General features: G+C 69.9%; 17 protein-coding genes. 7 read left to right on the forward strand and 10 right to left on the reverse strand.

Annotated elements, in window-relative coordinates; all coding sequences use genetic code 11:
- Positions 1 to 34 precede the first annotated feature (34 nt).
- The 5 genes from OG878_RS08960 (at position 35) to OG878_RS08980 (ending at position 4,777) form a co-directional block, all read left to right on the forward strand.
- Positions 35 to 1,024 (forward strand): helix-turn-helix domain-containing protein, encoded by a 990-nt coding sequence (locus tag OG878_RS08960; RefSeq protein WP_328886289.1) that lies wholly within the window; start codon positions 35 to 37, stop codon positions 1,022 to 1,024.
- 96 nt (positions 1,025 to 1,120) lie between these two features.
- A complete protein-coding gene (locus OG878_RS08965) occupies positions 1,121 to 1,603 on the forward strand; it encodes a DUF456 domain-containing protein (protein ID WP_328886290.1) in 483 nt (160 codons plus the stop codon).
- Between the two features lie 383 nt (positions 1,604 to 1,986).
- Positions 1,987 to 2,565 carry an IS607 family transposase gene (locus OG878_RS08970; RefSeq protein WP_328886291.1) on the forward strand — a complete coding sequence of 193 codons (579 nt, stop codon included), beginning with the start codon at positions 1,987 to 1,989 and terminating at the stop codon, positions 2,563 to 2,565.
- A complete protein-coding gene (locus tag OG878_RS08975; protein WP_328891188.1) occupies positions 2,558 to 4,198 on the forward strand; it encodes a transposase in 1,641 nt (546 codons plus the stop codon). Before OG878_RS08970 ends, OG878_RS08975 begins: the two co-directional genes overlap by 8 nt.
- 51 nt (positions 4,199 to 4,249) lie before the next feature.
- Positions 4,250 to 4,777, forward strand: a complete 528-nt coding sequence (locus OG878_RS08980; protein ID WP_443049081.1) for a glycoside hydrolase family 95-like protein — start codon at positions 4,250 to 4,252, stop codon at positions 4,775 to 4,777.
- Between the two features lie 142 nt (positions 4,778 to 4,919).
- Here the strand turns inward: OG878_RS08980 and OG878_RS08985 are convergent, their stop codons facing one another.
- Both OG878_RS08985 and rsgA read right to left on the reverse strand, forming a co-directional pair.
- Complete coding sequence (locus OG878_RS08985; RefSeq protein WP_328891189.1) at positions 4,920 to 6,275, reverse strand: DNA-3-methyladenine glycosylase 2 family protein; 1,356 nt, start codon at positions 6,273 to 6,275, stop codon at positions 4,920 to 4,922.
- A 91-nt stretch (positions 6,276 to 6,366) separates the two neighbouring features.
- Positions 6,367 to 7,536, reverse strand: coding sequence for a ribosome small subunit-dependent GTPase A (rsgA, locus tag OG878_RS08990; RefSeq protein WP_328886292.1), 1,170 nt, complete (start codon positions 7,534 to 7,536; stop codon positions 6,367 to 6,369).
- Positions 7,537 to 7,861: 325 nt separating this feature from the next.
- On the opposite strand from rsgA, the gene OG878_RS08995 reads away from it, so the two are divergent.
- On the forward strand, positions 7,862 to 8,362 hold the full coding sequence (locus OG878_RS08995; RefSeq protein ID WP_328886293.1) for a DUF5949 family protein: 501 nt from the start codon (positions 7,862 to 7,864) through the stop codon (positions 8,360 to 8,362).
- Between the two features lie 129 nt (positions 8,363 to 8,491).
- Here the strand turns inward: OG878_RS08995 and OG878_RS09000 are convergent, their stop codons facing one another.
- From OG878_RS09000 to OG878_RS09025, 6 genes are all read right to left on the reverse strand, one after another.
- On the reverse strand, positions 8,492 to 8,905 hold the full coding sequence (locus tag OG878_RS09000) for a rodlin (protein WP_328886294.1): 414 nt from the start codon (positions 8,903 to 8,905) through the stop codon (positions 8,492 to 8,494).
- Between the two features lie 116 nt (positions 8,906 to 9,021).
- Positions 9,022 to 9,225 (reverse strand): hypothetical protein, encoded by a 204-nt coding sequence (locus OG878_RS09005; RefSeq protein ID WP_328886295.1) that lies wholly within the window; start codon positions 9,223 to 9,225, stop codon positions 9,022 to 9,024.
- Positions 9,226 to 9,420: 195 nt separating this feature from the next.
- Complete coding sequence (locus tag OG878_RS09010; protein ID WP_328886296.1) at positions 9,421 to 9,831, reverse strand: rodlin; 411 nt, start codon at positions 9,829 to 9,831, stop codon at positions 9,421 to 9,423.
- 184 nt (positions 9,832 to 10,015) lie between these two features.
- Positions 10,016 to 10,306, reverse strand: a complete 291-nt coding sequence (locus OG878_RS09015; protein ID WP_328886297.1) for a hypothetical protein — start codon at positions 10,304 to 10,306, stop codon at positions 10,016 to 10,018.
- Positions 10,307 to 10,747: 441 nt separating this feature from the next.
- Complete coding sequence (locus OG878_RS09020) at positions 10,748 to 10,981, reverse strand: chaplin (protein ID WP_328886298.1); 234 nt, start codon at positions 10,979 to 10,981, stop codon at positions 10,748 to 10,750.
- A 230-nt stretch (positions 10,982 to 11,211) separates the two neighbouring features.
- Complete coding sequence (locus tag OG878_RS09025) at positions 11,212 to 11,622, reverse strand: rodlin (RefSeq protein ID WP_328886299.1); 411 nt, start codon at positions 11,620 to 11,622, stop codon at positions 11,212 to 11,214.
- A 459-nt stretch (positions 11,623 to 12,081) separates the two neighbouring features.
- On the opposite strand from OG878_RS09025, the gene OG878_RS09030 reads away from it, so the two are divergent.
- Positions 12,082 to 13,029 carry a chaplin gene (locus OG878_RS09030; protein ID WP_328886300.1) on the forward strand — a complete coding sequence of 316 codons (948 nt, stop codon included), beginning with the start codon at positions 12,082 to 12,084 and terminating at the stop codon, positions 13,027 to 13,029.
- 310 nt (positions 13,030 to 13,339) lie between these two features.
- On the opposite strand, the gene OG878_RS09035 is transcribed toward OG878_RS09030, so the two are convergent.
- The gene (locus tag OG878_RS09035) at positions 13,340 to 14,569 is read right to left on the reverse strand and encodes an acetyl-CoA C-acetyltransferase (protein WP_328886301.1); all 1,230 of its coding nucleotides are present in this window, start codon (positions 14,567 to 14,569) and stop codon (positions 13,340 to 13,342) included.
- 130 nt (positions 14,570 to 14,699) lie between these two features.
- Positions 14,700 to 15,599: a LysR family transcriptional regulator gene (locus OG878_RS09040; protein WP_328886302.1), complete on the reverse strand. Its 900-nt coding sequence runs from the start codon at positions 15,597 to 15,599 to the stop codon at positions 14,700 to 14,702.
- Positions 15,600 to 15,673: the final 74 nt, after the last annotated feature.

Below are 15,673 nucleotides of genomic sequence, written 5' to 3' on the forward strand. Positions count from 1 at the left end.
TGCGGAAATGACGCGTCCGGGGAGGGGTCCGAGAGTGCTGGGAGCCATAGGTCTCGACGAGAGGCAGGAGTCCGCGTACCGCGCGCTGGTCGCGGTGGGGGCGGCGGAGGTCAACGACCTGGCGCACCGGCTGGGACTCCCCGAGTCGGACACCGAGCGGACTCTGCGCCGGCTGGAGCAGCACGGGCTGGCCGCCCAGTCGTCCGCCCGCACCGGGCGGTGGGTGGCGGCGCCGCCCGGGGTCGCCCTGGGTGCGCTGCTCACCCAGCAGCGCCATGAGCTGGAGCAGGCGGAGCTGGCGGCGGCGCTGCTCGCCGAGGAGTACCGGACGGACGCGGCCGAGCCCGCCGTGCACGATCTGGTCGAGGTGGTCACGGGCGCCGGCGCGGTGGCGCACCGCTTCCATCAGTTGCAGCTGGGAGCGGCGAACGAGGTGTGTGCCCTGGTCACCGGGAACCCGATCGCGGTCAGCGGCCTGGAGAACGAGTCCGAGGAACGGGCCGCCACCCGAGGGGTGTCGTTCCGGGTGGTGATCGAGCGCGAGGTGCTCGCACTGCCGAGCGGGATCCTGGAACTGTCGGCTGCGCTGAGCCGGGACGAGCAGTGCCGCGTCGTCGACCGGGTGCCGACCAAGCTGGTCATCGCGGACGCCTCGCTGGCCATGGTGCCGCTGACCGGCCGTGGCGCCGAACCCGCGGCTCTCGTCGTCCACGCCTCCGGTCTGCTGGAGTCGCTGACGGGGCTCTTCGAGGCGGTGTGGCGCGAGGCCATGCCCCTGCGGCTCGGCGAGAGCGGCTGGGCGCAGGAGACCACGCTGGGCCCCGACCCGACCGACCTGGAGATCCTGTCGCTGCTGCTGGCCGGGCTGACCGACGCGAGCGTGGCCAAGCAGCTCGATCTGGGGCTGCGCACCGTACAGCGCCGGGTGAAGGGGCTGATGGAGCTGACCGGGGTGTCGACGCGGCTGCAGCTGGGCTGGCACGCGTACGAACGGGGCTGGGTGGCCCGCGGGCCACGATCGTGAGCGGTGCGGCGCCGATACGGCTCTGAGCTGCGCCGACGCCTCCCGCCGGGGCCTTGCTGACGGGCGGGACCAGCCGGACTCCGGCAGGCTTGTGAGATGAGTGTGTGGCAGCTCGTTGCCGTCGGCCTGGTCATGCTGCTCGGCCTGGTCGGCGTGCTGGTGCCGGGCGTGCCGGGGCAGGCGATCGTCTGGGCCGCCGTGCTCTGGTGGGCACTCACCGACAGGACCCCGGTCGCCTGGGGCGTACTGATCGGGGCCACGGCGCTCCTGCTGCTGAACCAGGCGCTGCGGCCGCTGCTGCGGCCCCGCCGCCCGCGCGAGTCCGGGGCGCCGCGCAAGACGCTGATGCTGGGCGGGATCGCCGGGATCGTGGGGTTCTTCGTGGTGCCGGTGGTGGGCGGGATCGTGGGATACGTGGGGGCGATCTACGGCGCCGAGCGGCTGCGGCTCGGCAGCGGCGGCGCGGCCCGGGCCTCGCTCCGTGCGGTGATGCGAGCCACCGGCTACTCCGTACTCGTCGAGCTGTTCGCGTGTCTGCTGGTGACCGGAGCGTGGCTGGGCGCAGTGATCCGCGGTTGACCGTCCGAACCCCTTCCTGATGGACATCCAGGTGAATGCTGTCCAGATGGATAGCTACACATCGGATCTCTCCCGCGCTATTGACGCCAGGATTGGCCTTGCCTACCTTCCGTGAAGGAATAGCTCGGATGAATTGATGCGCCTGCGTACGAGTTGCCAGGAGATGCCTTGCCCACAGCACCGGACCCTTCCTGCACGCCCCGCACTCCCCCGACGACCTCCTCGTCGCCGTCCCCCTCCCGGAGAACCGTTCTCGCCACCGGCACCGCACTCGGCGGCGCCCTGATCGAGAAGACCCTCGCCCACTGGGCGGGTGGGATCTGCTCTCGAATAAGTGTCTATAAGTGTCTTTTAAGCGACACGAGTGTTGTATGTTCTTGCGTATGAATCTGACGGAATGGGCACGCACACAGGGGATCGCCCCGCGTACTGCATACCGCTGGTTCCGTGAGGGCACGTTGCCGGTCCCTGCGGAGCGAGCGGGGCCGCGCACGATCCTGGTGAACATCGACGCGAACACCTCCCCCTCTGTGACTGGCGGCGTGGGGCTGTACGCCCGTGTCTCCTCCCATGACCAGGAGGTCGACCTGGCCCGGCAGACGGCACGTTTGTCGGCGTGGGCCGCCACGGCCGGTCACAAGGTCGTGCGGATCGAGTCGGAGATCGCATCCGGCATGAACGGCGCCCGTACGAAGGCCCGTCGTCTGTTGGCGGATCCGGCCGTGACCACCGTGGTGGTGGAGCACAAGGACCGGCTCGGCCGTGTGAACGTCGAGCTCGTTGAGGCCGCTCTGTCCGCCACCGGTCGGCGTCTGGTAGTACTCGATGACTGCGAGGTGGAAGACGATCTGGTCCGCGACATGGTGGAGGTGCTGACCTCGTTCTGTGCCCGCCTGTATGGCCGCCGGTCGGCGAAGAACCGGGCGAAGAGGGCCCTTGAGGCGGCTGCTGCCGATGGCTGAGACGAAGAAGCTCCGCACCATCGACGCCCCGTTCGCCGCGCTCGGGCCATCCGGTGTGGCGATACGCGACCGGCTCAAAAATCTCACGCCCGAGGACGAGAAGGTTCTCCGCGTCGTGGGTGAGCATCAAGGACGTCTGGCCTCTCGTGATCTCAGGACCCGCTGTGAGGCCGGGAACGATCACGACAACGACGCTTGGGCGGCCCGTAAGCGGGATCTGACCGAGCAGTCCTCGTCGCGTATCGCGGGTGCGATCACGAAGGCCACCCACGACCAGTACGGCCTGGCCCGCCGCTGCCTACTCGCCCACATCCAGAACCTCGAAGCCGGTATCCGGATGTTGCGGCACCGCCTGTCCCAGCCGATCGGGGAGAAGGGAACGAAGCGGGCGCCGGGCGGATATCGATCGAAGCGGGAGTGGTTCCACAAGTCCCGTCGCCTGGACACCCTGGAACACCGGCTCGAAGTGGCCCGCGCCGATTGGGCCGCCGGCTGTGTGCGTGTGGTGCGCGGTGGTCGCAAGCTGCTCAAGAGCCGTCACAACCTCGCCGCCGCTCAGCTCACCGGGCCCCAGTGGCGGGAGCGTTGGGAAGCTGAGCGCTGGTTCCTCGCCGCTGACGGCGAGTCCGGGAAGCGGTTCGGGAACGAAACGATCCGCGTCACACCCGATGGCGAGATCAGTATCAAGCTCCCGGCGCCGCTCGCGCACCTGGCGAATGCCAAGCATGGCCGGTACGTCCTCGCCTCGAAGGTCGCGTTCGCGCACCGGGGTCGGGAGTGGGCCGACCGCATCGAGTTGAACCGGGCCGTGGCTTACCGCATCCACTACGACGTGGCCCGTGACCGCTGGTACCTGACCGCGTCATGGACCCGGCCCGTGGTGCAGACGATCCCGCTCGCGACGGCGCGGGCTAAGGGCATGGTCGGCGTGGATACGAATGCCGACCACTTCGCCGCCTACCGGCTCGACCGACACGGCAACCCTGTCGGCGATCCGCACCGCTTTCACTACGACCTGTCCGGGTCGGCGGATCACCGGGACGCCCAGATCAGGCACGCCCTCACCCGCCTCCTGCACTGGACGACCCGGTGCGGGGCAAAGGCGATCGGCCTCGAGAACCTCGACTTCGCAGCGGAGAAGATCCGCGAGAAGCATGGTCGGCGCACAAGGTTCCGGCAGCTGATCTCCGGCATGCCCACCGGCAAACTCAAGGCCCGCCTCGTGTCCATGGCCGCCGAACACAGCGTGGCCATCGTCGCGGTGGACCCGGCGTATACCTCCATGTGGGGCGACCAGCACTGGCGTAAGCCCCTCACCAGCAAGACTCGCAAGATGTCCCGTCACGATGCCGCTGGCATCGCTATCGGGCGACGCGCCCTCGGGCACCCGATCCGGCGACGGACGGCACCGCCCCAGCATCACCAGAGTGATGGTGCTGGGCATCGGACCGTCCAGGCCGATCGTAGTGTCCGGGCGCGCGAGGAAACCCGCCGCCCCGTCACGGAGCGTGCACACGATGCACGCCGCCGGACAGGGACAACGAGAACGCGGGCGACTAGCGCATCCAACACCGTTCGGGATGCGCGCAGTTCCGAGACGTGGGTCCAAGACTCACTCCCGGACACTGCTTAGGAACGGTTCGAAGGCGCCCTGCAGGGCTACACCTTCACCGGCGCCGCCTCGATGTCCGCGCTGCTCGGCAAGGGCGAGGACGCGCTGACGTACCTCGGCCAGCTGATGAGCCGCTTCATCCAGGCGAACACCATGTACAAGGAGTCGGGCCCGGTCATCGAGACCCCGCTCTCGGCGGCCCAGTCGCTGCACGACATGGTGTGCCAGTCCTGGGGCGGCACGATCAGGGTCTTCCCAGCGCTGCCCGCCGCCTGGCGGGAGCTGACCGTCCACGACTTCCGCACCCAGGGCGCGTTCCTGCTCAGCGCGGTACGGGAAGAAGGCCGGACGCGCTGGGTGCGGGTGACCAGCGAGGCCGGCGCTCCCTGCGTCGTACGCCACGGCATAGAGGGCCCGATCGAGGTCCGGGACCGCCACGGACGGCCGCTGGGTCACGAGGAAGTGGCGGACGGCACGGTACGGATCGGCCTCCGCAAGGGCGACTCGGCGCTGATCACGGCCGAGGGCGACCGCCCGGACCTGACGATCCGTCCGGTCGCCCCGAACGCGGCGGCGCCGCGCTGGGGTCTGCCGGTCTGAGCCGGCCCGGTCACAGGCCGTAGCTCGTGGGAGCACCGTCCGACGGATCGGACGGTGTGGGGGCGGGACAGGCGCACGAGGCCGATGCCAGGACGCACGCGGCGAGGCCGAGCGCGCCTGCCTCCCCCCGACGGGACCGATGTCACCGGCACTCCAGATGACGCACGGCGTACGAACGCCAGGGCCGCCACCGGTGCGACCCGGGGATTCCGTCCGGGTCCACGTCGGGATCGCCGAGCGCACGCATCCTGATCAGCGCCGCAGCCGCCGGACCGATCCCCGGCAGCAGGAGCAGCGCCCGCTCGGCCTCGTCCCGGTCGGCCCCGGCGTCGAGCCGTACGGATCCGTCGGCGAGCGCGGCCGTCAGTGCCCGCAGTGCCGGGTCGTCCACCGCGCCGGCCAGCACCCCCGGCTCCGGAAACAGGTGCGTCAGCCCGCCGGAGGGTGCGTCCAGGACCTTCCCGTACGTCTCCACGAGCCGCTCGGCGGCAGCCCGGCCCAGCAGCGTCCGTACGGCGAACTCCTCGGGGTCCGCGGCGCCCGGCGACCGCAGCCCGGGGCGGGCCGCGACGCGCGGCGCCAGCCCTGGGTCGGCGCCGAGCCGCTCGTCGACGGCGTACGGATCGGCGTCCAGGTCGAAGAGCCGCCGCAGCCGCTGCACGGCCGTGGTCAGATCGCGCAGGTCCGTCAGGTGGATCCTGGCGTCCAGCCACGCCCCGGCGGACCGTTCGTCGACGGCGACGATCCCTGCGCCGTACGGCAGCCGCAGGGTGCGCCGGTAGGTGCGGGCGCCGGCCCCGCCGGTGATCTCCTCGATGCGGGCGACCGTCTCGCCGGCCAGCAGATCGAAGACCTCCCGGGCGGCGTACGGACCCCGGTGGGCGAGCCGGAGCGGGATCCCGGTCCGGGTCGCCTCCCGTACCGCCGCGCCCAGTCCGGTCCCGGCCTCGGCCCGCAGGGCGCTGGGCGTACGGGCGTAGATCCGCCGGATCGTGTCGTTGAACTGGCGCACGCTGGCGAAACCGGACGCGAATGCGATCTCGGTGACGGGCAGCCCCGTCGTCTGGAGCAGCACCCGTGCGGTGTGGGCCCGCTGGGCTCGGGCGAGGGCGACGGGTCCGGCGCCCAGCTCGGCATTGAGCTGTCGCTGTACCTGGCGCGAGCTGTAGCCGAGCCGGTGGGCGAGACCGGGCACGCCCTCCCGGTCGACCACACCGTCGCCGATCATCCGCATGGCGCGGCCGACGACATCGGCCCGCGCGTTCCATTCCGCGGACCCGGGGACGGCGTCCGGGCGGCAGCGTCTGCACGCCCGGAAGCCGTTGGCCTGGGCGGCGGCGGCGGTCGGGAAGAACCGGACGTTCTTCCGCTTCGGGGTGACGGCGGCGCAGCTCGGCCGGCAGTAGATGCCGGTGGTCTCGACGGCGAAGAAGAACTCCCCGTCGAAGCGCGCGTCGCGGCTGCTGACCGCCTCGTACCTGGTCCGATCGTCCCGCACATGGTCGCTCACACCGACCAGTGTGCGCCCCCGCACCAGGACCTTCTCGCGGTTTTCGGACGTCGACCAGGGCCCCGGCCGGGCCCCGGCGCTACCGCACCCGGCCCTGCTTCGCGTCCATGGCCGCCCGGCCCTCGGCGCCCCTGCGCTTCCATTCGCGCTGGATCTCGGAGCGCACCCGGGCATCGGTCTTGGCGGCGATGCGCTGGTTCTCGCGCAGCAGCTTGCGGAAGCTGTCGAGACGCCGCTCGGAGAGCGCACCGTCCTCGATCGCGGCGAGGACCGCGCAGCCGGGCTCGGAGCGATGGGCACAGTCGTGGAACCGGCACTGCCGGGCCAGGTCCTCGATCTCCGAGAAGACCTGGCCGACGCCGGTCTCCGCGTCCCAGAGGCCGACCCCGCGCAGTCCGGGGGTGTCGATCAGTACGCCCCCGGTGGGCAGGACCAGCAGATTGCGGGTCGTGGTGGTGTGCCGGCCCTTGCCGTCGACGTCACGCGCGGCCTGCACCTCCATCACGTCCTCGCCGAGCAGGGTGTTGGCCAGGGTCGATTTGCCCGCACCGGACACCCCGAGCAGCACGCTCGTGCCGCCCGAGACGATGGCACCCAGCACATCGAGCCCTTCCCCGGTGGCGGAGCTGACGGGCAACACCTGCACGCCGGGCGCGATGGCCTCGACGTCCTGGACGAGGTACGACAAAGTGGCGGCGTCCGGCACCAGATCGGCCTTGGTCAGCACGACGAGCGGCTGGGCGGCGCCGTCCTCCGGGGACGTCCCGTCCCGCAGCAGGGCGTCGCCGCCGGAACTGGACATGGCGAGCGCGAGGAAGCGCTCCACCCGACCGAGGTCGAGCTCCACGGCGAGCGAGACACAGATGGCGATGTGGTCGACGTTGGTGGCGAGCACCTGCCCCTCGGAACGCTGCGAGGACGTCGAGCGCACGAAGGCAGTACGCCGCGGCAGCAGCGTCCGTACGAACTGCGGGTCACCGTCGGGGTCCACGGCGACCCAGTCGCCCGTGCAGACGATCCGCATCGGGTCGCGCGGCACCACGAACGCGGTGTCGGCGCGCACGGTGCCGTCGGGGGTGACGACATCGCACTGACCGCGGTCCACCCGCACCACACGCCCGGGCAGCAGCCCCTGTGCGGCGTACGGGGAGAACTCGGCCGCCCAGGCGTCGTCCCAGCCGTACGGGGAGAGCGGATGCGACGAGGACGGAACGGGAGAGGAAAACGGGGAAAGCGGGGAGAAAGACAAGGGAAACCCTTCACAGGGTGGCCCCGGCAGCGCGCTCGGGCGCGGAGAGGTACGAAGAAGGTCAGCCGGCGACCACGGGGGTGGGAACGATGCACTTCTGGTTGTGGGCAGCGCCCATCGCAACGACAGTCATCAATGTCCTCACCTCCTGGTTCACGCACGAGCCTGCACCGGCGGCCGACCCGCCGTCCGGAACGCTGCACACGATAGCCCGCAGCCGCCCGACGGAGTCAACTCATTTATTCGTCGGTCTTGTCACGAGGTCTCCCTCGATCAGGTGATACGTGTGCACAACGACCGGTCCATGGCCGTTAGGGTGCCGAGCATGACCTCACCCCAGACCGCCACCGGCGCGTTCACACAAGCCCAGTTGGGCACTCTCACCGTCATCGGATGGAGCGGCGAACACCCCGCGGGCGGACGGGATGCCGCCTTCCTGCTCGTCTACTCACTGGGCGACGGGTCGGACGGCCCTGCCGCCGGTGAGGCCGCGATGCGCGTGGCCCTGGAGCACAGCAGGCTGCCGGTGGGCGCCGGTCCCGTGAGGGCCGCCGAGACGCCGGGCCTCCCGGTCAAGCTCCTGGTCCAGGCCGGTCAGGCCGTGCTGACGCTGCCTCACTTCACCGCGCAGTACACGGTTCCGCCCCAGTGGCTGGCCGCGGCCCGTGACCACGGCGAGGTGTACGCGATGTTCGCCACCCGCCCGTGGCCGGCGGGGGCGCCGGGGCGCCCGGTCGACGAAGAGCTGCTGCGCTCCTTCGCCGCCGACCCGGAGGTCATCATGACCTCCGCGCACTGCGTCCTGCCGGTGCGCTCCCTGGGCTGATCCGCCCCGCGCCGGTACGCCCGATGCCCACCGCTCCCCGTTGAGCGGTGGGCATCGTCGTGCGCGGCCCGACATGGGAGTGCGAGTGGCCCGGGGCACTCCCCTGGACCAGCCGCACCTCACGACGCGTCAGTTGTTGGCGTGGCCGTTGCCGGAGAACAGCGGGATGTTGTCCAGGATGTGCGACAGAGCCTCGTCACCCTTGGCCTGCGTGGAGTTCTCGGTGCACTGCTGGTTCTGCGGCGAGGACAGGACGTTGATGTCCTGGACCGCAAGGCTACCGAGGTAGCCGCCCAGCGCACCGCCGTTGACCTTGCCCGGCAGGGCGATGCAGGGCTTGTTCAGCGAGCCCTGGATCAGACCGATCTGCGGACTCCAGTCACCACGGGTCGAGGAGTTGCCGAATGCCTGCGAGGAACCGTTGCCGTTGACCGACGTAGTTCCCTGGTCGTTGCCGATCGCCATGGCCGCGGGGGCCGCGGCAGCCGAGAGACCGACCAGGGATACGGCCACAGCCGCGCCGGCCATCATCTTCTTCATCACGCTTCACCTTTCAGAGCGCCCCGTTCTGGAACGTACTGATCAACCCGCTTACACGAGCGCCGGTTCCGCAGTTCCACTCAAATGGGTTGGATCCGGAATGAGTTCGACATCGTGGGTCAGCCGCCGAGGGTCTCGCCGGAGGTGCGCGCGGCGGGGACGATGCCACACGTGCGGGGCGGATCGGGCTCGGGGGCCGGCAGGCCCGGCCCCCGGGCCCGCCGGGCCTCCTGCCATTCGGCGAGCAGCCGGTCGTAGATGGGTGTGCCGTCCTCCGGATGCCGGTGGCGGCTCCACGGGCGCTGACTGTCGTACTGGTCCATGAGGGGCCTGTACCCGATGTGACGGGCCCTCGCGGCCGGTACTACGGCAACCGGCCCACTCCGTCACCCCATCGGGGGTCCGGTGGTCCCGGAACGCAACGTGGGGCCAGTCCCTCCGGGCTGCCGGGGTGCGGCTGCCGTGCGGAGGAACTGGCCCCACGGGTGGATCAGCGAGGTGCGTCCGGAGCGGTGGCGCTAGTTGTTGCCGAACCCGTTGCCGGAGAACAGCGGGATGTTGTCCAGGATGTGCGACAGAGCCTCGTCACCCTTGGCCTGGGTGGAGTTCTCGGTGCACTGCTGGTTCTGCGGCGAGGACAGGACGTTGACGTCCTGGACCGCGATCGGGATCCCGCCGAGGGCAGAGCCGATGTTGGCCTTGGCCGGCAGGGCGATGCAGGGCTTGTTGAGCGAGCCCTGGATCAGGCCGATCTGCGGACTCCAGTCGCCGTGGGTCGCGGAGTTGCCGAACGCCTGCGCGGCGCCATTGCCGTTGACGGTCGTGACGCCCTCGTCGTTGCCGACCGCCATGGCCTGCGGGGCGAGCGCGGCGGAGACACCGACGACCGACGCAGCGACAGCTGCCGAAGCCATAATCTTCTTGATCACGAAATAGCCCTTCTGGGGTTTTCTGTTGCCCACCTGTCCGGAGCGTTCTGATCAACTCACGGCGGCGGGAATGGTTCTGCCACTTCACCCGAACGGTGCTTGCGCCATCCGGATTCACCGAACGTCTGGCACCGGAAATGCGAAATGCTGCGAATGGGCGGGGAAAATTCCGTCGTACGACGGATCAGCCGCCGAGGGGCACGCCACCGAGCAGCGGAGCAGCCCCCTTGGCCGCACCGGTGGCCCGACCGGCGACCTTGGTGAGGGCGCCCTTCTTCTGCACCGATTCGGCAGCACCGCCGACGGTGTCGACGATCGGGTCGACACCCTGCGGTGCTGCGGCAAGCACCTGGTTGACGCCGCCGTCGAGGCTCAGACTCGGGGCCGTCGCGGCGGTGGCGGCGAAGGCGGGAGCAGCCGTTCCGAGCGCAACCACGGAACCGGCAACGAACGCAGCAGTCTTCGCGTACTTCACTTTCGGGTTTCCCTTCTGCAGCGGCATCTGTTTCGGTCGCGTCCCCGCGCCGCACAAGCCTTCTTTGCCTGTGACTTCTGCCGCTTTCCCTCTGGGTAACGATCCGGTTCCGACCGGGCAACTGCGTGGGAGGACTTTTCTGTCGGACCACTCGATCGATTGCATGACTAATCACCGGTAAGGGTGTTGCGCGGGGTCGGCGCGAAGAATCGGTGGTGCACTGTTAGGTGCTCCGTTCCGCGCAGCTGTCCGGGTGCCGGCCTCCAGCCGCCGGCGCATCGCGCCTCGGGCCGGGCGGAATGGCTTCGGCCGTTCCGTCCCATCCGGAAGCGCTGCGAACCCCCGGAACGGAGCACGCGGAAAAGAGGAAAGCCCCGGATCGCACACGACGTGCGATCCGGGGCGAACGGACGGTGAGCGCAGGGCTCAGCCGACCGGAATTCAGTGGTGGAAGCAGGCGTTGCCGAATGTGGGGTTGAGCAGAGCGATCACGTTCACGGTGGCGCCGCAGACGTTGAGCGGGATGTGGACCGGAGCCTGGACATAGTTTCCGGACAGGAGGCCCGAGGTGTGGGAAACGATGCCGTCAGCCTCCGAATTGGCGAAGGCCGGCGTGGCAGCACCGAGCGCCAGCAGCGTTCCGGCAGCGATGGTGGCAACCTTGGTGTACTTCACTTTGATCCCTTTCTGCGGCGGGGTCCGGAGCGGCCACGGCTTTCGTGCCGCACGAGCGCGGTCCTGATAGCTCGTAACCCCGTCAATGCAATTCGTAACGATTTAGGTCCGTGCACGAAACTCTTCAGGAAGAAGATTCTCGGAAATCCGCCCGAATGACGCAGCGGCGGACCCGGACCCCGCGGCAGAGGAACGCCTGCGGCCCGGGCCGTTCGGTGCGGCCGACTGTGTCAGCGGTTGTGTACACCGTTGCCGGTGAGCACCGGGATGTTGTCCAGGATGTGCGACAGCGGCTCGTCGCCCTTGGCCTGGGTGGAGTTCTCGGTGCACTGCTGGTTCTGCGGCGAGGACAGGACGTTGACGTCCTCGACCGCGATCGGAACGAGTCCGCCCAGCGCACCGCCGTTGACCTTGCCCGGCAGGGCGATGCAGGGCTTGTTGAGCGAGCCCTGGATCAGACCGATCTGCGGGCTCCAGTCGCCGTGGGTCGCGGAGTTGCCGAAGGCCTGCGCGGCGCCATTGCCGTTGAACGTCGTGGTGCCTCCGTCGTTCCCGATGGCCATCGCCTGCGGAGCGAGCGTTGCCGAGATACCGACGAAGGAAGCGGCGACGGCACCTGCAGCCAGGACTTTCTTGATCACGATGAACCCTTCTCGCGCTGAATGCCCCGTGCAGAGGCTTCCTGCCCAACTCGCCGCCGGACGTTTGGTTCTCACCATTCACCCGAATGCCCGGTCGGGCCGGACGCCCGTACGACAGACAGGACGCTGTCGCATCGAGTCGTTTCCCGAGCGCAACGCGAGGGTGCACAGGCATGCGTAATCCGTCCGGGTGATTAAAGAATTTCTAAGAATTTTTGGGTCTCCCGGCGAACCCTTCGTCGTTATGGCAGTCGTCAAGCGTACATTTCGGAACGCGCTCACAGAGTTCGTGGTCGTTCTGCCGGGCCGTGATGCCGCATACCCAATCGCGTGCGAAGAACCGTCGGGGTGGCCATCCCCGCCGGTAGCTGTATCGCCTGATGAATGAACTGCGGGCGTTCCGCCCGCGCGATATGTCCTAAGGAAGGGCAACGAATGCGAAAAACGTTGAGTAAAAGCATGCTCGTCATGGCAGCGGCGTCGGGCATTCTGACCGCGGCGGGCGGCTACGCGCACGCTGATTCCTCCGCTGCCGCTGCCACCATCGGTTCGTCGGGCTTCGGCTCGGGCAACGCGGTACAGGCGCCGGTCGACATTCCCATCGACCTCTGCGGCAACACCGTCAACGTCGTCGGCCTGCTGAACCCTGCCGTCGGCAACAAGTGCGAGAACGAGGACGACAGCTGGGCCGACGACGGTTACGACGAGGGTGCGGACGCAAGCGACGACGGTTACGACGACGACGGTTACGACGACGGTGCGGACGCAAGCGCCGAGGGTGCCGCCGTCGATTCTTCGGGCGTGCTGTCCGGCAACCTGATCCAGGCGCCCGTCGACGTCCCGGTCAACGTCTGTGGCAACACCGTCGACGTCATCGCCGCGCTCAACCCGGCGGCCGGCAACGAGTGCTCCGACGAGTCCTCCCCGACTCCGCACTACCCGCCGCATCACAACCCCCCGCACTACCCGCCGACGACGCACCAGCCCCCGTCGCACCACCACCACCCGGACTGCCCTCCGGAACACCACAAGCCGCCGCACCACAAGCCCCCGCACCACAAGCCGCCCCACCACAAGCCCCCGCACCACAAGCCCCCGCACCACAAGCCACCCCACCACAAGCCCCCGCACCACAGGCCGCCCCACCACAAGCCCCCGGTGTACAACCCCCCGGTGAGCCACCAGTGGCCGCACCACCAGTGGCCGCACCACGAGTGGAACCACCACAAGTGGGACCACAAGAAGTGGAACCACAAGAAGTGGAACCACAAGAAGTGGAACCACAAGCCCCCGACGCTGGCGCACACCGGCGCCGGCACCGACATGGGCATCGCTGGTGGAGCCAGCGCCGCCATGGTGATCGGTGGCGCGTGGCTGATGCGCCGCGCCCGCGGTTCGCAGAGCTGACCGACGCAACAGAGAAAAGCTGACGCTTCGACGACAGGTCCGGCACGGCGGCTACGGCCGTCCTGCCGGACCTGTCGCGTTCCGCCACGACGGCTCGGGCGGGTGGGTGTCCGCGGGGTGCGCCACCGTGCCGGGCGTGGTGCTGATCAGAGCATCGACCGGCCTCGTGGGTGTCGTACGGGCGCGCCGTGGAATGCCGGCCGCGGACGACGAGTCAGCCCGTACGAGCTGCGATCGCGGTGATCACCGGGCCCCACGGTGATCACCGCCTTGCCTCGGTCCTCTCTCCCTCGCGCCGGCGCCGGCGCGGTCAGGCCGCGATGCGCTCGAAGACGGCGGCAAGGCCCTGGCCGCCCCCGATGCACATGGTCTCCAGCCCGTAGCGCACCTCGCGCCGGTGCATTTCCCGGCTCAGCGTGGCCAGGATGCGGGCGCCGGTGGCACCGACCGGGTGGCCGAGGGAGACCCCGGAGCCGTTGACGTTGATCCGCTGCTCATGGTCGGTCTCGCCGAGGCCCAGTTCACGGGTGCAGGCGAGGACCTGGGCGGCGAACGCCTCGTTGAGCTCGATCAGGTCCAGGTCGGCGAGGCCGATTCCGGCGCGGGCGAGAGCCGCGCGGGTCGCCGGGACGGGGCCGATCCCCATGGTCGCGGCCGGGACTCCGGCGCGGGCGAAGGAGACCAGCCGCACCAGCGGTGTCAGGCCGAGGCGTTCGGCGGTCGCCGCGCTCGTCACCAGGCAGGCGGCGGCCGCGTCGTTCTGTCCGCTGGCGTTGCCCGCGGTGACGGTGGCGTCCGGGTCGGACTTCAGCATGACCGGGCGCAGTGCCGCGAGTTGTTCGGCGGTGGTGTCGGGACGGGGATGCTCGTCGGCGGTGACGATCGTCTCGCCCTTGCGGGTGCGTACGGTGACGGGCACGGTCTCCGCGTCGTAGCGTCCCTCGGCGGCTGCGCGGGCGGCGCGCTGCTGCGAACGCAGGGCGAGCGCGTCCTGGTCGGCGCGGCTGATCGCGTACTCCCGCCGCAGGTTCTCCGCGGTCTCGATCATGCCGCCGGGCACCGGGTGGTTGACTCCGCCCGCCGTGACCCGGCCGCGGGCCAGCGAGTCGTGCAGGTGGAGGCCGGGGCCCTTGATGCCCCAGCGGCCGTCGTGGGTGTAGTAGGGGGCGGCACTCATCACGTCGACGCCGCCCGCGATGACGACCTCGCTGAAGCCGGCCCGGATCTGCATCGCCGCGTCCAGCACGGCCTGCAGGCCGGAGCCGCAGCGGCGGTCGATCTGGGCGCCGGTGACGGTCTGCGGGAGTCCGGCGTCAAGGGCGGCGACCCGGCCGATCGCGGGTGCGTCGGAGGACGGGTAGGCGTGGCCGAGGATCACTTCGTCGACCTTCGCCGGGTCGATGCCGGTGCGGGCGACGATCTCGGCGATGACGCGTGCGGCGAGGGAGGCCGGTGTCTGCTGGGCGAAGGCTCCGCCGAAGCGGCCGATCGGCGTGCGCAGCGGTTCACAGATGACGACGTCGAGCTGCTGGTCGGGCACGGCGGGACCTTCCGGTGGTGCGGGTGACATACGGGCGGGCACAGACGGGTGGAGGTGTACGCCGACCCTCGCACCCGGTGACCGAGTCGGTCCAATATCCAGATCACCCTGATCCAAGACGCCACACGTCTCAATGGCAGGCCGGGGTCGGCAGCGCGCTCTGCGCCACCGCGAGCACCGCGTGCAGGGCGGCCGAGGGGTTGTCGGTGCGCCAGGCCAGCGCCGCCCGGAGCCGGATCGACGGCCCGGCGAGCGGCCGGTAGACCAGGCCGTTCTGCTGGATGTGCCGACAGGAGGAGACGGTGAGCGTGACGCCGACGCCCGCGGCGACCAGCGCCAGGATGGTGTACGAGTCGGGGGCCTCCTGCACCACGCGTGGAATGAACCCGGCCGCTTCGCACGCGCCGACGGTCGCGTCCCGCACGGTGGAGCCGCTGTTGGCGGGGAAGGTGACGAAAGGCTCCTCGGCCAGCACCTCGACCGGCACCCGCTCCAGACCGGCGAGCGGGTGGTCGGAGGGCAGCGCGCAGAGGAGCTCCTCCTCGTCGATCACCCGGTACTGCACGCCGGGCCGGGTCACGGGCAGCCGGACGAACCCCAGGTCGAGCGAGCCGTCCGCGACCCCGGCGAGGGCGGCATCGGCGTACGTCTGCCCCTTCATGACGAGTTCCAGACCGGGATGGGCTGCGCGCACGGCCCTGGTCAGGAGCGGCAGGGTCTCGTGGCTGGAGGCACCGGCGAACCCGATGGTGACCCGGCCGTACTCGCCGCGACCGGCCGCCCTGGCGGCCCGTACGGCGGTGTCCAGGTCGGCGAGCACGGTCCGCACCGGCTCGAGGAACGCTTCCCCCGTGCTGGTGAGCCGCACCGAACGCGTCGTGCGCTCGAAGAGCTGGACGTCGAGCTCCTTCTCCAGCTGCCGGATCTGCTGGCTCAACGGCGGCTGGGCCATCTGCAGGCGCCGGGCCGCCCGGCCGAAGTGCAGTTCCTCGGCCACGGCGACGAACGCGGACAGATGACGCAGCTCCATGGCTTACCTCATCCATACATCAGGAGTCTTGATCCGACCCTAATTCGGTAGGCGCCGGCAATCAATGCCCGCTG

Source organism: Streptomyces sp. NBC_00316, from assembly GCF_036158715.1.
In the GTDB taxonomy this organism is placed as follows: Bacteria; Actinomycetota; Actinomycetes; order Streptomycetales; family Streptomycetaceae; genus Streptomyces.

Excerpts from the sequence above, each read along its gene's own strand:
- OG878_RS08965 (WP_328886290.1), top strand. The coding sequence starts at position 1,121 with ATGAGTGTGTGGCAGCTCGTTGCCGTCGGCCTGGTCATGCTGCTCGGC.
- OG878_RS09040 (WP_328886302.1), bottom strand. The coding sequence starts at position 15,599 with ATGGAGCTGCGTCATCTGTCCGCGTTCGTCGCCGTGGCCGAGGAACTG.
- OG878_RS08980 (WP_443049081.1), top strand. The coding sequence starts at position 4,250 with ATGTCCGCGCTGCTCGGCAAGGGCGAGGACGCGCTGACGTACCTCGGC.
- OG878_RS08970 (WP_328886291.1), top strand. The coding sequence starts at position 1,987 with ATGAATCTGACGGAATGGGCACGCACACAGGGGATCGCCCCGCGTACT.
- OG878_RS09030 (WP_328886300.1), top strand. The coding sequence starts at position 12,082 with ATGCTCGTCATGGCAGCGGCGTCGGGCATTCTGACCGCGGCGGGCGGC.
- OG878_RS09005 (WP_328886295.1), bottom strand. The coding sequence starts at position 9,225 with ATGGACCAGTACGACAGTCAGCGCCCGTGGAGCCGCCACCGGCATCCG.
- OG878_RS08995 (WP_328886293.1), top strand. The coding sequence starts at position 7,862 with ATGACCTCACCCCAGACCGCCACCGGCGCGTTCACACAAGCCCAGTTG.
- OG878_RS08975 (WP_328891188.1), top strand. The coding sequence starts at position 2,558 with ATGGCTGAGACGAAGAAGCTCCGCACCATCGACGCCCCGTTCGCCGCG.